Source organism: Nocardia bhagyanarayanae (assembly GCF_006716565.1).
GTDB lineage: Bacteria > Actinomycetota > Actinomycetes > Mycobacteriales > Mycobacteriaceae > Nocardia > Nocardia bhagyanarayanae.
The window spans coordinates 1,961,229-1,977,718 of sequence record NZ_VFPG01000001.1 but is presented as its reverse complement, the minus strand read 5'-3'; the positions used below and the strand labels follow the sequence as shown (position 1 = coordinate 1,977,718).

General features: G+C 67.9%; 15 protein-coding genes. 9 read left to right on the top strand and 6 right to left on the bottom strand.

Annotated elements, in window-relative coordinates:
• Entirely contained in the window at positions 1-261 is a 261-nt protein-coding gene (locus tag FB390_RS08270) for a monovalent cation/H+ antiporter complex subunit F (RefSeq protein WP_141808429.1), read from the top strand.
• A complete protein-coding gene (gene mnhG, locus FB390_RS08265) occupies positions 258-590 on the top strand; it encodes a monovalent cation/H(+) antiporter subunit G (protein WP_141808428.1) in 333 nt (110 codons plus the stop codon). Before FB390_RS08270 ends, mnhG begins: the two co-directional genes overlap by 4 nt.
• A 246-nt stretch (positions 591-836) precedes the next feature.
• On the opposite strand, the gene FB390_RS08260 is transcribed toward mnhG, so the two are convergent.
• The 5 genes from FB390_RS08260 to napA form a co-directional block, all read right to left on the bottom strand.
• Positions 837-2,141 (bottom strand): phosphatase PAP2 family protein, encoded by a 1,305-nt coding sequence (locus tag FB390_RS08260; protein ID WP_425465902.1) that lies wholly within the window; start codon positions 2,139-2,141, stop codon positions 837-839.
• A gap of 132 nt (positions 2,142-2,273) precedes the next feature.
• Positions 2,274-3,416 carry a glutamate--cysteine ligase gene (locus FB390_RS08255; RefSeq protein WP_141808426.1) on the bottom strand — a complete coding sequence of 381 codons (1,143 nt, stop codon included), beginning with the start codon at positions 3,414-3,416 and terminating at the stop codon, positions 2,274-2,276.
• 13 nt (positions 3,417-3,429) lie between these two features.
• On the bottom strand, positions 3,430-4,119 hold the full coding sequence (sodC, locus tag FB390_RS08250; RefSeq protein ID WP_141808425.1) for a superoxide dismutase[Cu-Zn]: 690 nt from the start codon (positions 4,117-4,119) through the stop codon (positions 3,430-3,432).
• A gap of 127 nt (positions 4,120-4,246) precedes the next feature.
• Positions 4,247-4,810 carry a LytR C-terminal domain-containing protein gene (locus FB390_RS08245; protein WP_141808424.1) on the bottom strand — a complete coding sequence of 188 codons (564 nt, stop codon included), beginning with the start codon at positions 4,808-4,810 and terminating at the stop codon, positions 4,247-4,249.
• Positions 4,811-4,868: 58 nt separating this feature from the next.
• Positions 4,869-5,225, bottom strand: a complete 357-nt coding sequence (gene napA / locus FB390_RS08240) for a nucleoid-associated protein NapA (RefSeq protein ID WP_141808423.1) — start codon at positions 5,223-5,225, stop codon at positions 4,869-4,871.
• A gap of 187 nt (positions 5,226-5,412) precedes the next feature.
• On the opposite strand from napA, the gene FB390_RS08235 reads away from it, so the two are divergent.
• The 3 genes from FB390_RS08235 to FB390_RS08225 are packed head-to-tail and all read left to right on the top strand — an operon-like array spanning position 5,413 to position 7,828.
• Positions 5,413-6,003 (top strand): peptide deformylase, encoded by a 591-nt coding sequence (locus FB390_RS08235; RefSeq protein WP_141808422.1) that lies wholly within the window; start codon positions 5,413-5,415, stop codon positions 6,001-6,003.
• Positions 5,993-6,970 carry an N-acetylglutamate synthase, CG3035 family gene (locus FB390_RS08230; RefSeq protein ID WP_141808421.1) on the top strand — a complete coding sequence of 326 codons (978 nt, stop codon included), beginning with the start codon at positions 5,993-5,995 and terminating at the stop codon, positions 6,968-6,970. The genes FB390_RS08235 and FB390_RS08230 overlap by 11 nt, the downstream gene beginning before the upstream one ends.
• A gap of 27 nt (positions 6,971-6,997) precedes the next feature.
• Entirely contained in the window at positions 6,998-7,828 is an 831-nt protein-coding gene (locus tag FB390_RS08225; RefSeq protein WP_141808420.1) for an exodeoxyribonuclease III, read from the top strand.
• A 170-nt stretch (positions 7,829-7,998) separates the two neighbouring features.
• On the opposite strand, the gene FB390_RS08220 is transcribed toward FB390_RS08225, so the two are convergent.
• Positions 7,999-9,915 (bottom strand): acyl-CoA dehydrogenase family protein, encoded by a 1,917-nt coding sequence (locus tag FB390_RS08220; RefSeq protein ID WP_141808419.1) that lies wholly within the window; start codon positions 9,913-9,915, stop codon positions 7,999-8,001.
• Positions 9,916-10,065: 150 nt separating this feature from the next.
• On the opposite strand from FB390_RS08220, the gene FB390_RS08215 reads away from it, so the two are divergent.
• From FB390_RS08215 to FB390_RS08205, 4 genes are all read left to right on the top strand, one after another.
• Positions 10,066-10,692, top strand: coding sequence for a TetR/AcrR family transcriptional regulator (locus FB390_RS08215; protein ID WP_141808418.1), 627 nt, complete (start codon positions 10,066-10,068; stop codon positions 10,690-10,692).
• A gap of 312 nt (positions 10,693-11,004) precedes the next feature.
• Positions 11,005-12,201: a homogentisate 1,2-dioxygenase gene (locus FB390_RS34140; RefSeq protein WP_246124261.1), complete on the top strand. Its 1,197-nt coding sequence runs from the start codon at positions 11,005-11,007 to the stop codon at positions 12,199-12,201.
• A complete protein-coding gene (gene fahA, locus FB390_RS34135; RefSeq protein WP_246123915.1) occupies positions 12,198-13,379 on the top strand; it encodes a fumarylacetoacetase in 1,182 nt (393 codons plus the stop codon). The genes FB390_RS34140 and fahA overlap by 4 nt, the downstream gene beginning before the upstream one ends.
• Positions 13,380-14,185: 806 nt before the next feature.
• Positions 14,186-16,483 carry an MMPL family transporter gene (locus tag FB390_RS08205; protein ID WP_141808417.1) on the top strand — a complete coding sequence of 766 codons (2,298 nt, stop codon included), beginning with the start codon at positions 14,186-14,188 and terminating at the stop codon, positions 16,481-16,483.
• Positions 16,484-16,490 lie beyond the last annotated feature (7 nt).

The window sequence follows — 16,490 nt, the reverse complement described above, 5'->3', positions numbered from 1 at the left end:
ATGACCGTCGTCGCCGTGCTCGCGGGCTTCCTGCTCGCGGCCGCCGCTGTCATCACCAGCTACCGCATCCTGGCCGGGCCGAACACGCTCGACCGGGTCGTCGGCATCGATTCGCTGATGGCCATCGCCATGGCGGGGCTCGCCGTGTGGGCCGCGCACAACAGGGACGCCACGGTGCTGCCCGCCATAGTCGCGCTGGCGCTGGTCGGGTTCCTCGGTTCGGCCGCCGTCTCCCGCTTCCGCGTCAGGGACGACCGATGACGGGCTGGCAGTGGGCATCGGCGGCGCTGATCCTCACCGGCGCGGCGATGGCGTGCACCGCCGCGATCGCCATCGTGCGCTTCCCCGACACCCTGACCCGCATGCACGCCGCCACCAAACCGCAGGTGATCGGGCTGTTGCTGGTGCTCGGGGGCGCCGCGATCGAACTGCGCGGCCAAGGCAATGTCTGGCTGCTCGCGCTGGTCGGGCTGTTCACGCTGCTCACCGCGCCAGTGATCGCGCACCTGATCGGCCGCACCGCCTACCGCGAACAGCGGCACCGCGACGGTCTGCTGCGCGTCAACGAGCTGGGCGACGAGATCGACTGAGCGGTCCACCACCGCCGCGTGCATCGGACTCAGCGCGCCGGTCGGCTCGGCGCACGACGGAAGCGGCGGGCCTCGGCTCGGCGCGCCAGGGACGCAGCGGGCCTCGGCTCGGCGCGCCAGGGACGCAGCGGGCCTCGGCTCGGCGCACCAGGGACGCAGCGGGCCTCGGCTCGGCGCACGACGGACGCAGCGGTCGGCGGACTCAGCGCAACGGATTCAGCCGCCAACGGACTCGGCGCGACGGATTCAGCGATCGGCGGGCTCGGTCTCCCGCACTTCGACCACCAGCTCCCGCTGTCCCGCGAACCACGTGGCGTGGAACGCGGCCGCCATGCCCGCCAGCAGCGCGAGCACGATGGTTCCGGCCGGAACGGCGTACTCCGCCATCGGCGCCGCGAGATAGCGGTAGGAGACCAGCAGGATCACCAGCACGGCGGCGCCGCCCGCGACCAGGCGGATACGGAACCAACCCCAGCCGCGTTCCGGCTCGCGCAGCGCGGATTCCACGGTGAGGCACAGCACCGCGCCCGCCACCAGATCGACGCCGTAGTGGTAGCCGAAGCCGAGCGTCGCGGCCAGCGTGGCCAGCAGCCAGAAGGTGCCGCCCCAGCGCAGCCAGCGCGGCGCGCGCGACCCGTCGATATCGCGGCGGGTGTGCAGGAAGACCGACAACGCCCACGCGGTGTGCATGGACGGCATGCAGTTGCGCGGAGTCGCCGTGTCGAAGGGCAGCGGCTCGGGACTGCGGTCGATCGGCGGGAGTACGCCCGGCCAGTAGTTGCCGATCTGGAGTCCGTTGCCGTCGGCGCCGAAGGCGAACATCGGACCCACCACCGGGAAGAACACGTAGACGATCGGTCCGACCAGCCCGAGCACCAGGAAGGTCCGCACCAGGTAGTGGCTCGGCCACCGCCCCGAATCGACCACCCGGCGCAGCTGCCACACCGCGACCACGATCGCGGCCACCGGCAACTCGATGTAGACCCAGTGCAGCACGGCGTAGACGACCGGGCCGAGCGTGTCGATCACCCGCCCCATCACCCAGGACGGGTCGCCGAGCGCGTGATCGGCCAGCATCACGTACTCGTCGAGCACCTCGGGACTGCTCAGCACCGTGATGTGCAACCAGACGTCGCCGACCTTGGTCGCCAGGATCAGCAGCGCGCCGAGCGCGGCGGCGCGCAACGCGTTGCGCCGCTCGTCGCCGCTCCAGCGCAGCCAGGCGATCAGGGCGAGCGCCGTGAGCACGAGCACGGGACCGTTGCCGACCGTGGGCGGATCGCCGGCGAGCAGCCGCGCCCCCGCGCACACCACGTCGATGGCCACCGCAGCACCGAGCGCGACGAGCCTGCGCCGCATGGTGATACCGACCAGCGCGAGGACCAGCCCGGCCCACGGCACCGACATCGATTTCGGCGTTCCGACGTAGTCGCGCAACAGGCTTTCCAGCGGCCCTTCGAAATCCTGCTGGAACGCGACGATCTGGAGCACGACCAGCAGTGCGGGCACAGCCGCGACGGCCGCGGTCACCCAGACCCGGGAGGGCGGTATCCTCAACCGCCGCACCGCACTTCCTACGCTGGAACCCGGGTCTTCGACAAGCACGACGACCATAGTAAACGGGGGATGAACGCCGTCCCCCTGGCCAGCTGAACGGCAGACGACCGCTCGCCCGCCGGGCGCCTACTTGTAAAGCTCCTGGACCAGCGCGTCCACCACCGCGATCAGGTCGCCCTGGGTCGCCGCGGCCACCTTGCGCTGGCGCTGATACGACGCTCCACGCTGGGGAATCTCGGCGACATAGGACAATTCGTCGGAGCAGCCGAGCCGCTTGGCCGTCGGCTCGAGCCGGTTCAGCACGTCCATGAGGTCGTCGGTGACCAGCCGCTCGCTGTTGTCGGAGTCTGTGATGACGATCGCATCCAGGCCGTAGCGCGCGGCCCGCCACTTGTTCTCCTGGACGTGCCACGGCGGCAGCGTCCCGAGATCCTCGCCCTCGTCGAGGCGACGGTCCAGATCCACGATGAGACAGTGGATGAACGCCGCAAGGGCGGCCAATTCGGCCCTGGTGGAGATGCCGTCGCAGATGCGCACCTCGATGGTGCCCCACTTGGGCGCGGGCCTGATGTCCCAGTGCATGCCGCCGAGCTGCTCGATGACGCCGGTCTGCATCTGGTCGTGCACGAAACGCTCGAACTGGGCCCAGTTCTCGAACTGGAACGGCAGGCCGGCGGTGGGCAACTGCTGGAACATCAGCGTGCGGTTGCTCGCGTACCCGGTGTCGGATCCGGCCCACATCGGCGAGGAAGCCGAGAGCGCGAGCAGGTGCGGGTAGGTGAACAACAACGCGTTCAGGATCGGAAAGACCTTCTCCCGGTGCGAGACTCCCACGTGGACGTGCACGCCCCAGATCATCATCTGGCGGCCCCACCACTGGGTGCGCTCGATCAACTCGTCGTAGTGCGGCGAACGGGTCAGCTGCTGGGCCGACCACTGGGCGAAGGGATGGGTGCCCGCGCAGAACAGGTCGACGCCGAGCGGGTCGGCGGCGCGGCGCACGGTGTCCATCGTGCCGCTCAGATCGTCCACCGCCGCGCCGACGGTGTCGTGCACGCCGGTGACGATCTCGACGGTGTTGCGCAGCAGCTCCTTGGTGACCTGCGGAGTGCCGTCCCAGGCCCGCAGGTCACCGACCGCATCGAAGACCGCGGCCGCGGTGTTGGAGAGATCGCGCGTCACCTTGTCGACGAGCGCGACCTCCCATTCGATGCCGATGGTCGGCCGGGGCGAACCTGGAAATGGAACGTTCTCGATTGCCCCGCCCATGTCGGCACCTTGTCTACTGGACTACACCGCAGGCAACGCGGCCGCCCGCGTCACCGGTCGCCAGTGTGTTGTCGTCCGGGCCTGCCACGCCGTCGGCACGGACGTAACGGTTGGGAATGTTGCCGAAGTTGTCGGCATCGGCGTGGATGATCAGCGCGCGATTCTTCAGGTCGTCGAGGGTCACCGTGTCGGTAGTGGTGACCAGCTTGCCCTGGCCGTCCGAGCGGACCTGCAGCGAGGTGAGGTCGCCGCTGGCCGGGTGGGCGTTGGCGTTGCCCACCTGGAGGTGGCCGCCCGCCGAGAGGAAGTCGCCTGCCGCGCCGCCCGTGGGCGCCACGGAGTTGGCCTCGCACTTGCCGACCTGGTGGAAGTGCAGACCGTGGAAACCGGGCTTGAGGCCGTGCGCCTCGACGGTGATCACGAGGTGTTCGCCGTCCTTGGCGATGTTCGCGGTGGCGACCGAGCTGCCGGACGCGTCCTTCAGCTCGACCTTCGTACCCGGGTCGGTGGCCGGGCTGCCGTGCTCGGTACCGGTCCCGTGTCCATCGGCCGGGGCGGAGGCTCCGGTCCACACCGGCGGGGTGGTTCCCTTGACGTCACTCGACTCCTGGCTGTTCGTGCAGGCAGCGAGGCCGAAGACCGCGACCGCAAGCACCGGGGTCACAGTCCGCCAGGACGGGCGACGAGTTGTGGACGGGGCCATCGGGGGAACTCCTTTACGAGTACCGAGTTTACGAGTAAAGCTGGGTGGACACTGTCGTTACCGGACAAGATGATGCCACGAGCGCCGTGTCACGCCGCCAAGGGGCCGTGCGCGACGGGCTCGCTTTTCAGTTACCCGTCAAGATGACGACCACACCCGGACCGTTGTCCCCGATGCCCGCCGACTTGGGCTCGGCGGTCGCGCCGATCTCCGCGGCGATCGCCAGCGCCGCTTCCCGTTCACCGGGCGTATTCCCGTAATACACAGTCGTTTTGGCGATGGTGCCGCCCGCGTAGTTGCCCGGCGAGACGTTCGTCCAGCCGCTCGCCGTCAACTCGTCGGCGGTACGGGCAGCCAGACCGGCGACCAGACTGTTGTTCAGAACGCGGACCGGGACGGCCCGGTTCACTCCCGCCGCGGGCGCACCCGCGGTGGTCGTCGGCGCGGCGGTGGTCGTGGTGGTCGGCGCCACCGTCGTCGTCGCCACCGTGGTGGTCGCGGCCGTCGTCACGGGCGCCGCCGAGGTGACCTGCTGGGCCGCGGTCGACGACTCCTCGGCGTTCGTGGCGTCGGAATCGGAACTCGACAACGACATCGCACCGAGACCCGCGAACACGATGGCCAGTGCGATCAAAACCATCGCCAGCGCGCGCAACGGCGGCCCGCCGGAGGTGGGATTGGTTTGACTCACGCTGTCGACCCTAGTCGCACATCCGGCCGGGATGCCCGCATCACGACCCGAAGACGTGTCATACCTGGAAACCGAGACGCCGTGCGGCTCTGGCCTTCTGCCTGCTCGCGCGCAGCCTGCGCAGCCGCTTCACCAGCATCGGGTCGACGGCGAGGGCCTCCTGGCGGTCCACCACGGCATTGAGCACCTGGTAGTACCGGGTCGGCGACATGCCGAACAGTTCGCGGATGGCCTCTTCCTTGGCGCCCGCGTACTTCCACCACTGCCGTTCGAAGGCCAGAATCTCGTGTTCGCGGCGGCTGAGGCCGCTGCCTTCGCTCGCGCCGGCCTGGGCCGATGCGCCCGCCGTCGTCTCTTCGCTCGCGGAAGGGTCGTCCTGGATCGCGGAAAGATTCCGTGCCGCTGCGCCGTCCATCTCGCTCCCTCGCCGAGTTGCCACCAGACGAAAAATGGTGCTTGTACGTCGCGGATCATTCAACCACGGGGTCCCGGGGATGATCCGCCTTCGGTCCGGCGTGTTGATTACGCGCGGGTACGCGCGTCCCACCTGCGCTGGACGGCGGCCACTCGCCTCTGCTGAGCGGCCGGTAGGCTTCGTTTCCATGGCAATCCTCCCCATCGTGATCGTCGGCGACCCCGTGCTGCACAACCCGACCAAGCCGGTCACCGATTCGCCGGAGGAACTGGCCCCGCTGATCGCGGACATGTACGAGACGCTGGACGCCGCCAACGGCGTCGGGTTGGCCGCCAACCAGGTGGGCGTGCCGCTACGGCTGTTCGTGTACGACTGCCCGGACCTCGGTCCCGACGGCACGGCCGTCCGGCGCCGCGGCGCGGTGATCAACCCCGTGCTGGAGACCTCCGAGCTACCGGAGACCATGCCGGACCCCGACGACGACGAAGAAGGCTGCCTCTCGGTGCCCGGGGAACAGTTCCCCACCGGCCGTGCCGACTGGGCGCGGGTCACCGGTACCGACGAGCACGGCGAGCCGGTCTCGATCGAGGGCAACGGCTTCTTCGCCCGCATGTTGCAGCACGAGGTCGGCCACCTCGACGGATTCCTCTACGTCGACGTGCTGATCGGCCGCAACGCCCGCGCGGCGAAGAAGGCGATCAAGCGAAATGGTTGGGGCGCACCGGGTCTCAGCTGGGTGCCGGGCACCGTTCCGGATCCCTTCGGGCATGACGACTGAGCCGGCGCCCGCGCGGATTCCGCTCGGCCGCCGGGTGGTGATGCGCTACCAGCTGCCCGCCGGGTATCCGCAATCGATGACCGATGTGATCGGCGAACTGATTTCGCTGGATCCGCCGACGGTGCGCGACGCCGACGGACAGATGATCTCGGTGACGCCCGATCGGGTGATCGCGCTGAAAGCCATCGGACCGAGGCCGATTCGCACCAGGGAGATCCGGGCGCTGGAGGCGGCCGCGGCGGACGCGTGGCCTGGTGTCGAGAGCGAATGGCTCGACGGCTGGCTGTTGCGCGCCGGGCACGGCTACACCAATCGCGCCAATTCCGCTGTGCCGCTCGGCGAACCGGGACGACCGGCCGAACTCTCCACCGACACCCTGCACCGCATCGGCGCGTGGTACACCGCGCACGGGCTGCCGCTGCAACTGCTGCTGCCCGACCGGCTCGCACCGCCGCCGCCCGGCTGGCGCACCTGGAACGAAACCATGGTGCTCGGCATCGACATCACCAATTTCGTACTGCCGCAGGGTCCCCCGATGGTCCGGATCGCGCAGCGGCCCGACGATTCGTGGCTGCGGCTGCACCGCTATCGCGGGGAAGACCCTGCGGCACAGCCTGTTCCGGAACCGGTGACCGAGGTGCTCACCGCGGTGCGCGATGGCGAGCTGGGTTTCGCCTCGCTCGGACTGCCGAGTCCCATCGCCATCGGACGCGGCGCGTGCACCACCGCGCCGGACGGGCGCCGCTGGATCGGGCTCACCTGCGTCGCGGTGGCCGCCGAGCACCGCAGGCACGGCCTGGCCACGCTGGTGTGCGCCGAGCTGATCCGCTGGGGGCACGAGCGCGGGGCGACGCACGCCTACGTCCAGGTCGAGGCAGGCAACACGGCGGCGCTCGAGCTCTACCGGGGCCTCGGTTTCCTGGACCACCACGGCTATCGCTACGCCGCTCCGCACGGCGGAGAATAGACGAAGACCGCAGAAGGAAGGCATTTCGTGCGTCTGGCGACTTGGAACGTCAACTCGATCCGCTCCCGGCTCGACCGGGTGGCGGCCTGGCTGGACCGCCAGGACATCGACGTGCTCGCCATGCAGGAAACCAAGTGCCGCGACGACCAGTTCCCGTTCGAGCGCTTCGAGGAACTCGGCTACGAGGTGGCCCACCTCGGCATCAACCAGTGGAACGGCGTGGCCATCGCGTCCAGGATCGGCCTGGAAGACGTCGAACTCGGCTTCCCCAATCAGCCCGGTTTCGACAAGGACGCGGGCGAATCCCTCATCAGCACACCGGTCGTCGAATCGCGCGCGCTCGGCGCGACCTGCGGCGGCGTGCGGGTCTGGAGCCTGTACGTGCCCAACGGGCGCACCCTCGCCGACCCGCACTACGCCTACAAGCTCGAGTGGCTGGAGACGCTGCGCGCCAACGCCGCGACCTGGCTGACCGAGGACCCGCAGGCCAAGATCGCGCTGGTCGGCGACTGGAACATCGCGCCGACCGACGACGACGTGTGGTCGCCAGCGTTCTTCACGGGCAAGACGCATACCTCCCAACCCGAACGCGACGCGTTCAACGCCATCGTCGACACCGGCTTCGCCGACGTGATGCGGCCCTTCGCGCCGGGGCCCGGGGTGTACACGTACTGGGACTACACGCAGCTGCGGTTTCCGCGTAAAGAGGGGATGCGGATCGATTTCGTCCTTGCCTCGCCCGCGCTCGCCGCCGCGACCAGGGATGCTGGGGTCGATCGTGAGGAGCGAAAAGGCAAGGGGGCCAGCGATCACGCGCCGGTTGTCGCGGAGTTCGATATTCCCGTCGAGTCCCGCTGACGAGGGCGACCAGCTGCGCCTGGCGAGTGCACGGCGTCCGCTGGGCAGCCGGGGAAATCGACGGTAGTCAAATGGTTGCTATTTGATCTTCGAAAGCCACCATTCGACTACCGTCGAAACCATTTCACTATCGACGGTAGTCAAATGGTGGTTGGGGGGTTGACCGGGCGCTACGGGTTCATTTCGTAGGCGCCCGCGTGGGAGCGGGCCTTGGCGAGCACTTTGTCGAAGCGGGTGGCGTCGGCCGTGGGGCGGCGGACCAGGTCGAGTGCCCTGGTCTGCTGCGCCTTGGTCGCGGTCGGCTTGCTGTGCAAGGCGAGGGCGTTCTTGGCGAACTCCCGCACGAAGACGTCGAAGAGCTGGTCGAGCACGGCGGCGTCGGTGCCCTCGATCGCGGCCTGTTCCAGGATGAGCTGGGCGTACGGGATCGCGGTGAACAGCTCGCCGATGGCGAACAGGAAGTCGACGTCGCGCTGCTGGTCGGCGGTGGGTGGGGCCGCGGCGAGCAGCGTCTGGAAGGCGATGGCCTGGTCCAGGAAGATCGCGACGTTCGGCACGTGCGCGAATTTCTCGAACACGGGACGCCAGTCGGCGAACCGGATGCGTCCGAGACCCGCGCTCGGGCCCTGGCGGAACAGGAATTCGTCGTCGGCGGCGTCGCGGCGGGTCGGCACCTCGGGGTATCGCGCGGCGGCCAGCTCCGCGCGCAGCTTGGGCACCGCCGCGCCGGCCCGCGGGGCGAGCTTGCGGCTGGACCAGCTCAGCGCAGCGGACACCGCTCGCACCGCACCCTTGGGCGCGGCGTCCGGCAGCACGCGCAGCGCGGCGAGCCCGGCGTCGGACGGGTGGAACATGTAGTTGGCCAAGAACTTCAGCGACAGCGCCATGTTCACGTGCACGGTGCCTTCCAAGCGCGGCAGCCCGAACAGACCGAGCATGGCCATCGGGAAGTACATGTCGTTCTCGAAGCCGCGGGCGGCGATCACGTCGGCGAGGTCCTCGATGACGCGCTGACCCTCCCGCGTCACGGTCATCTTCTCGATCGCGTTGAACAGCAGGTAGCGCCGGTCTTCGCCGGAGGCCGAACGCAGGTAGTCGATGGCGCGCTCACTGTAGAGCTTCATGCCGATCACCCGCGCGTAGGAGTCGGTGAGCAGCGAGCGCACCTGCGGGAACTCGGTCACTCTGTGCCCGAACAGGATTCGGTTCTCCGCGTGCGTGATCGATTCGTAGAAGGCGTGTTCGCACGCGCCGACGGCGCCGAATCCGAGGTTGAACTTGCCCACGTTGACGGTGTTCATCGCGGCGTGGAACGCGGCCTCACCGCGGTGCAGGATGTCCTCTTCGGCGACCGGATACTTCTCGAGATCGAAAGCGGCCACGTACATCTGGCTGTCCACCACGTTGCGGCGCAGCTTGTAGTTCTTGTGCTTGCTGTCGGCGACGAAGAACAGATACCCCTCGTAATCGTCCTGCGCCGGTTTGGCATTCAACGCTTTGGCGCTGTCGATGATCGGCTTGTCGGCACGGCGGCCGAACACCGAGACCATCGCGGCGAGATTGCCGTTGCCGATGTAGTGCTTGCCGCCGGTCGCGGTGAAACCGCCGCCGGGCTCGGGCTCCAACACCATGTCGGTGGAGTACACGTCGGCGCCGTGCTCCTTCTCCGACAACCCGAACGCGAAGATCTCACCGGAGTCGAGCAGCGCCGCGGCGCGCTGCTTGGCGGCCTTGTTGTCGCTCTGCCAGATCGGGCCGAGGCCGAGGATGGTGACCTGCCAGACGTACCAGTAGGACATGCCGTAGAAGCCGAGCACCTTGCTCATCATCGCGATCCGGCCGGTGTCCCAGCGTTTGTTCGGATCCCCGTTGGCCTCGGCCGCGGGGGTGAGGAAGATCGCGAAGATCCGCTCCCGCTTGACGAAGTCGAGGAAATCGGAGTACCAGACGCGCTCCCGGTCGTCCCGCTTCAACGCCGCCTTACCGCGCGTCTCGAACCAGTCGACCGTAGCGCGCAGCAGTCGCCGGGTCTCGGCGTCGAACTCGTCGAACTCGCAGGTCTTCGGGTTGAACAGGGTTTCGGGCATCGGAGACTCCTCGGCCGTCATTGCGTTGCCCGGCATCCGACCGGGCCATTTCATTCGCGAATGTAGCATTATTGTTCAGCAGTGTAGGAAGTTGAGCAAGGGCCGCCCGACCTGGGAGAACCGGAGGAGGTCGCGGTAATGTTGGTCCCCATGGGTACCGAGCAAGCCGTGCGACCGCGTCAGCGGGCGCGGCACCTCGGACCGGAACGCCGCCGCCCGCAGGTGCTCGACACCGCGCTGGCCATCGCCGTCGAACACGGCGTCGCGTCGGTCACCATCGCCGCCGTGGCCGAGCGGATGAACGTCACCCGGCCGGTCGTCTACGCCTGCTTCGCCGATCGCGTCGAACTCATCCAGGAACTGATCCGCCGCGAGGAGAACCACCTCATCGAGGGGCTGCTCGAGGCGACGCCGCGCCGCGCGGTCGACGCGGGCGAGACGGTCTTCGTGGAGGGCTTCCAGACGCTGCTGGAGATCGCCGCCGCTCGGCCGGACTCGTGGCGGCTGCTGTACGGCAATCCCGATCCCGCCGTTGCGGATTCGTTCGGGCGCGGGCGCAAGTTGGCGGTCGAGCGTTGCACCGAGTTGCTGCGGCCGACGCTGCGCGCGTGGGGCACCGAGGATGCCGAGCGGAAGCTGCCGATTCTGGTGGAGCAGTGGGTGTCGGCGGGCGAGGGGGCGGTGCGGTCGCTGCTTGCCGATGCGGGCGATTGGACGCCGCGGACGCTGGGGGCGTTCGTGGGTGCGGCGGTCTATCGGGCGTTGCGGCAGGCGTAAGGCCGCCGCCGAGGAGCCCTCGGGGGCGAAGGTCGACGGGCGGGAGCGTCCAGATCACCGCGGCCGCACGCGAGCGAGGCGAACGCTCATCGCCGCAGCCGCACACGGCGGTCCGGAGCCCTCGCCGAGCCGCGGCGACCATCCCGACATTTCTCCGGCCATCACACCCGGCCGCCGACGAAATGTCGTCGGGTAGTGCGATGCATAGCCAGTTTTGCCGCCGCACGGGCGCGTTTTCCCGGTCGCCGAAGTCGTCCGATCATTACGATGGAGATCGACCGATCCGACCACGATCTGGCGGGAGGTGCGAGCATGGCGTTCTATCGGCAGGTCGGCGTGGTGCCGCCGAAACGGCACACCCAGCACCGCGACGACCTCGGGCGGCTCTACTACGAGGAGCTGATGGGCGAGGAAGGCTTTTCCGGCGATTCCTCGTTGCTCTATCACCGCGGTCTGCCGCCCGCGATCGTCGACGCCACGGTCTGGGAACTGCCGGACCAGACGACGACGCCGAACCATCCGCTGCGCCATCGGCATCTGCGCCTGCACGATCTCTTTCCCGGCGACACCGCCGCCGAGACCGATCCGGTGACCGGCAGACGGCTGCTGCTCGGCAACGCCGACGTGCGGATCTCCTATGTCGCGGCCAAGGGCGCTTCTCCGTTGTACCGCAACGCGATCGGCGACGAGCTGGTGTACGTGGAGGCGGGCGAGGCGACCGTCGAGACCGTGTTCGGCAGGCTCGCCGCACGGCAGGGCGACCAGGTCCTGATTCCGCGCGCCACCACTCACCGCTGGTTGCCCGCCGGGGCGGGTCCGCTGCGCGCGTATGTGATCGAGGCCTCCAGTCACATCACTCCGCCGAAGCGGTACCTCTCGAAATTCGGTCAGCTGCTGGAGAATTCGCCGTACTGCGAACGCGATCTGCACGGGCCGGGCGAACCGCTGCTCGAATCAGGTACCGACGTCGAGGTTCTGGTGAAGCATCGCGCGGGTGGGCGGGTTGTCGGGACGCGGATGGTCTACGCGACGCATCCGTTCGACGTGGTGGGCTGGGACGGGTGCCTGTACCCGATCACGTTCAACATCGCCGACTTCGAGCCGATCACCGGGCGCGTGCACCAGCCACCGCCGGTCCACCAGGCGTTCGAGGGGATCAACTTCGTGATCTGCAACTTCGTGCCGCGCAAAGTCGACTACCACCCGCTGTCCATCCCGGTGCCCTACTACCACTCCAATGTCGACTCCGACGAGATCATGTTCTATTGCGGCGGAAATTACGAGGCGCGCAAGGGTTCCGGGATCGGTCAGGGTTCGGTGTCGGTGCATCCCGGCGGCTACGCGCACGGACCGCAGCCCGGAGCGTACGAGCGCAGCATCGGCATCGAGTTCTTCGACGAACTGGCCGTCATGGTCGACACCTTCCGCCCGCTCGAACTCGGCGAGGGCGCGCTGGCCTGCGAGGATCCGGCCTACGCGTGGACGTGGTCCGGCCGGGGCCCGCGGTGAGGACGCGGCTCGAGGTTCCGGAGGATTCACTGTTCGGCGCGGACAACCTGCCGTACGGGGTGTTCGCGCCGCGCGGTGGTGAGTATCGGGTCGGGGTGCGCTTCGGTGAGTTCGTCATCGATCTGGCCGCGGCCTTGGATGATTCGGTTTTCGCGGCTTCGGATCTCAATGCGTTCCTCGCGCAAGGCCCAGCGCGTTGGCGTGCGGTTCGCGAGCGGGTTCGTGAGTTAGTCTCGTCGGAAATCACTACCGACGCAGTGCATTCGCTGGCAGACGTGACTCTGGCGCTGCCGGTTCGCATCGGCGACTATGTGGACTTCTACGCGAGCATCGATCACGCCACCAATCTCGGGCGGTTGTTCCGCCCGGATGCCGAACCGCTGCTGCCGAATTGGCGGCACCTTCCGGTCGGCTACCACGGTAGGGCCGGGACCGTCGTCGTTTCGGGCACCGAGGTGGTACGTCCGCGGGGACAGCGCCGAACAGATTCGGGTGTACCGGATTTCGGTCCGTCCCGGCGATTGGATATCGAGGCCGAACTCGGGTTCGTCGTCGGTGTCGGCTCTTCGCTCGGCACCCCGATCGATATCTCCGAAGTCGAGGATCACCTGTTCGGTGTGGCGCTGGTCAACGACTGGTCGGCGCGGGATATTCAGGCTTGGGAGTACCAGCCGCTCGGGCCGTTCCTCGGTAAGTCGTTCGCCACGTCGTTGTCGGCCTGGGTGACGCCGCTGGCTGCTCTCGATTCGGCGCGGATACCGCTGCCGGAGCAGACGCCGCCGCCCCTGCCCTATTTATCGGTCGATGAGCCTTGGGGTCTGGATATCGAACTGACCGTGTGCTGGAACGGGCAGGTCGTCTCGCATCCGCCGTATGGTCGGATGTACTGGTCTCCTGCGCAGATGTTGGCGCATATGACTGCGAATGGGGCGGCTGCTCGGAGTGGGGATTTGTTCGCGTCGGGGACGATTTCGGGGCCGGAGGCGGGGCAGCGGGGGTCGTTCATCGAATTGTCTTGGGGCGGGGCGGAGCCGGTTGAGGTTGGCGGGGAGCGGCGGACGTTTTTGGAGGATGGGGATGAGGTGGTGATTACCGCGTCTGCGCGCGGGGTGGGTGGAAGGCGTGTGGGGTTGGGGGAGGTGCGGGGGCGGGTTTTGCCTGCGGGGGCGCGAGGATGATCGGTGGCCGACTGGGTATCGTTTGGGATTGGCTCGGTTTCCGGCGGGTGCGTTGAGGTGGCCGTTTCCCTGAAATCGTTGGGCCAAGCACTGTTTCGCCCGGTGTCGAGTTTTCGGTCTCGGTTACGGGCGTTGCGTTGGAGTGGCGGTTTCCGACTCTCAGGCGCCCAGGAGTGCTCGCCTACCGTTGGGTCTAGGGCTCGCCTACCGTTGGGTCTTCGGGCGCAGTTTGGTTCGGATGTTGCGTTGGGGTGACGGTTTCCGGTGTTGGGGGGTGCCCAAGGGGGTGTGGCTACCAGTGTTTTCGCCCAATGTTGCGGGTGCTCGGAGGGTTCGCCTACCCAGGTTTTCCTTGGAGCAGTGCTGGGCGCGTCGTGTGCCGTACCCGGCTTACCTCCCGCAGTTGGTGGGCGTGGGTTCGGGTTCCGGCGTGGTCATCTGGCTGTGGTTGCGTCTAGGGAGTTCATCCTCAGAGTCTTTGGCCCGTCGAGCTGAGGAGGGCTTTGGCCTGTCAAGGGCGCAACCACCATTTGACTACCGTCGATAGAGAAATGGATTCGACGGTAGTCATATGGTGGCTTTTCAAGATCAAGTAGCAACCATTTGACTACCGTCGATTTTGTGTCCCACCACTTGGACACTCGGACCTGGTCTGCGGTCGGAGATAGCGCGACCTGCCTAGTGGTGACGCCGAACACTTTCCTGCGCATACGTGGCCAGCATCACCGTCTCAGCCGATTCAGTTCGGGTGATCTGCCGGTTTACCGTTCGGGGGATCACCTCCATCGGGACGGGAGCCCGCGTCAATGCTGACCACCCTCGCACGGTTCGCCGTCGTGCGCCCTCGCGTTGTTGTCGGCATCGCGCTTCTGCTCATGGTGCTGTGCGGTTTGTTCGGGTCGACGGCGCAGGCGCACATGAAGTCCGGTGGGTTCGTCACCGAAGACCTGGAGTCGGTTCGGGCCAGTGAGTTCATCGCGGACCACTTCACCGGTGGGGATCCGAACTACGTGCTGCTCATCCGGGCCGAGGATGGCGTGGACAGTGCTGCGGCGAAGGCCGCCGCGCAGCGGGTTACCGATCAGCTGCGCGCGTATCCCGAGGTCAGCGGCATTCAGTCGTACTGGTCGACGCGGCCCGACCGGGCGCAGGCGTTGCGTGGCAAGGACGGGCTGAGCGGGATCGTCGTGGCCAGTATCGAGGGCGACGACGGGGAGCTCAGCGAGCGCGCCGCGAAGATCAGCGAGACGGTGCAGACCAGCGGTGAGGGGGTCACCGTCCGCGCGGGCGGGCTGGCCGCCGTTTTCGCGGACATGAACTCCCAGATCAGCGAGGACCTGATCGTCGCGGAGGCCATCGCGCTGCCGCTGACCGGGCTCTTGCTGATCCTGGTGTTCGGCAGTGTGGTCGCCGCCGCGCTGCCGATCGTGATCGGCCTGTTCGCCATCGCCGCCGCGCTCGGCATTCTGCGGGCGCTGACGGCGGTCACGGACGTGTCGATGTACGCGCTGAACATGACGACCGCGCTCGGTCTCGCGCTGGCCATCGACTACAGCCTGTTCATCGTCAGCCGGTACCGGGAGGAGCTGGCGCGCGGCCTGGATTCCGGCGCGGCCGTCGTGCGCTCGATCCAGACCGCGGGCCGCACCGTGGTGTATTCGGCTCTGGTGGTGGCGCTTTCGCTGGCGGCGCTCGCCGTGTTTCCGCAGTACTTTTTCAAGTCGTTCGCCTATGCGGGCATGGCCGTTGTCGCGGCGGCCGCAGGCGCGGCGGTCATCGTGCTGCCCGCGATTCTGGTGCTGGTCGGCGAGCGTGTGAACGCGCTGGACCTACGGGTCCCGTTGCGCCGCATGCTCGGTCGTCCCAAGCATGCGGAGCGGGCTCCGGAACACAGCCTGTGGTATCGGTGGGTCGTCGGCGTGATGAAGCGCGCCGCGCCGGTCGCGGTGATCACGACCATCGCGCTGCTGCTGCTCGGATCACCCTTCCTGTACGCGCATTTCGGCTACCCGGATGACCGGGCGCTGACGCAGTCCGCGCCGAGCCGACAGGTCGGCGACGCGCTGCGCAGCGACTTCTCCGCCGACCTCGGGGCGAGCGCCTACGCCGTGCTGCCCGACTTCCGCGGCGGCCAAGGCGAGATCGGCGCGTATGCTGCGGCGCTGTCGAAAGTGGCCGATGTTCCCGCGGTGGTGTCCAGCGACGGCGTCTACGTCAACGGTCTGCGTGCGGCCGCAGCGTCGCCGGAGATGTCCGGTCCGGCGGGCGCTTTCCTGTCGATCGGCACGCGGCTCGATCCGTATTCCACGGCGGGCAAGGAGCAGCTCGCCGAGATCAGGGCGATTCCCGCGCCCGGCGACGTGCTGTTCGGTGGAGCCGCGGCGCTGAACCAGGACTCGGTCTCGGCGATCGCGGACCGGCTACCGCTCGCCGCCGCGCTCATCGCCGTCACCACATTGGTTCTGCTGTTCTTGTTCACCGGCAGCCTGCTGCTTCCGGTGAAAGCGCTTCTGCTCAACGTTCTTTCGCTTGCCGCGACCTTCGGCGCGATGGTGTGGATCTTCCAGGACGGGCATCTGTCCGGGCTGCTCGGCTTCACGCCGACCGGCAAGCTCGACCTCGCGATGCCGATCCTCATGTTCAGCCTCGCGTTCGGCGCCTCGATGGACTACGAGGTATTCCTGCTCTCCAGGATCAGGGAGGAGTGGCTGGCGGGCGAGAAGACCGCGGCGGGCAATACCCACGCCGTCGCCATGGGCGTCGCCAGAACGGGCCGGATCTTCACCGCCGCAGCCCTGTTGATGAGCATCGTCTTCCTCGCGCTGGCCAGCTCCGGCGTCGCCGCCATGAAGCTGTTCGGGATCGGGTGCGCACTCGCGGTGCTCAGCGACGCCACAGTGATCCGCGCTTTGCTGGCGCCCGCACTGATGCGAGTGATGGGCACCGCTAACTGGTGGGCGCCCAAACCCCTTGCGGCGCTGCACCGCCGGTTCGGTCTCCCCGAGGAGACGGACAGTCCCACCCCGCCGGCCATGACGGACGTCGCAGGTGCCGCAACACCACGTGTGCGCACCGACAAGGATGCGGACTTGGTCCGCGAATAGCACTCCA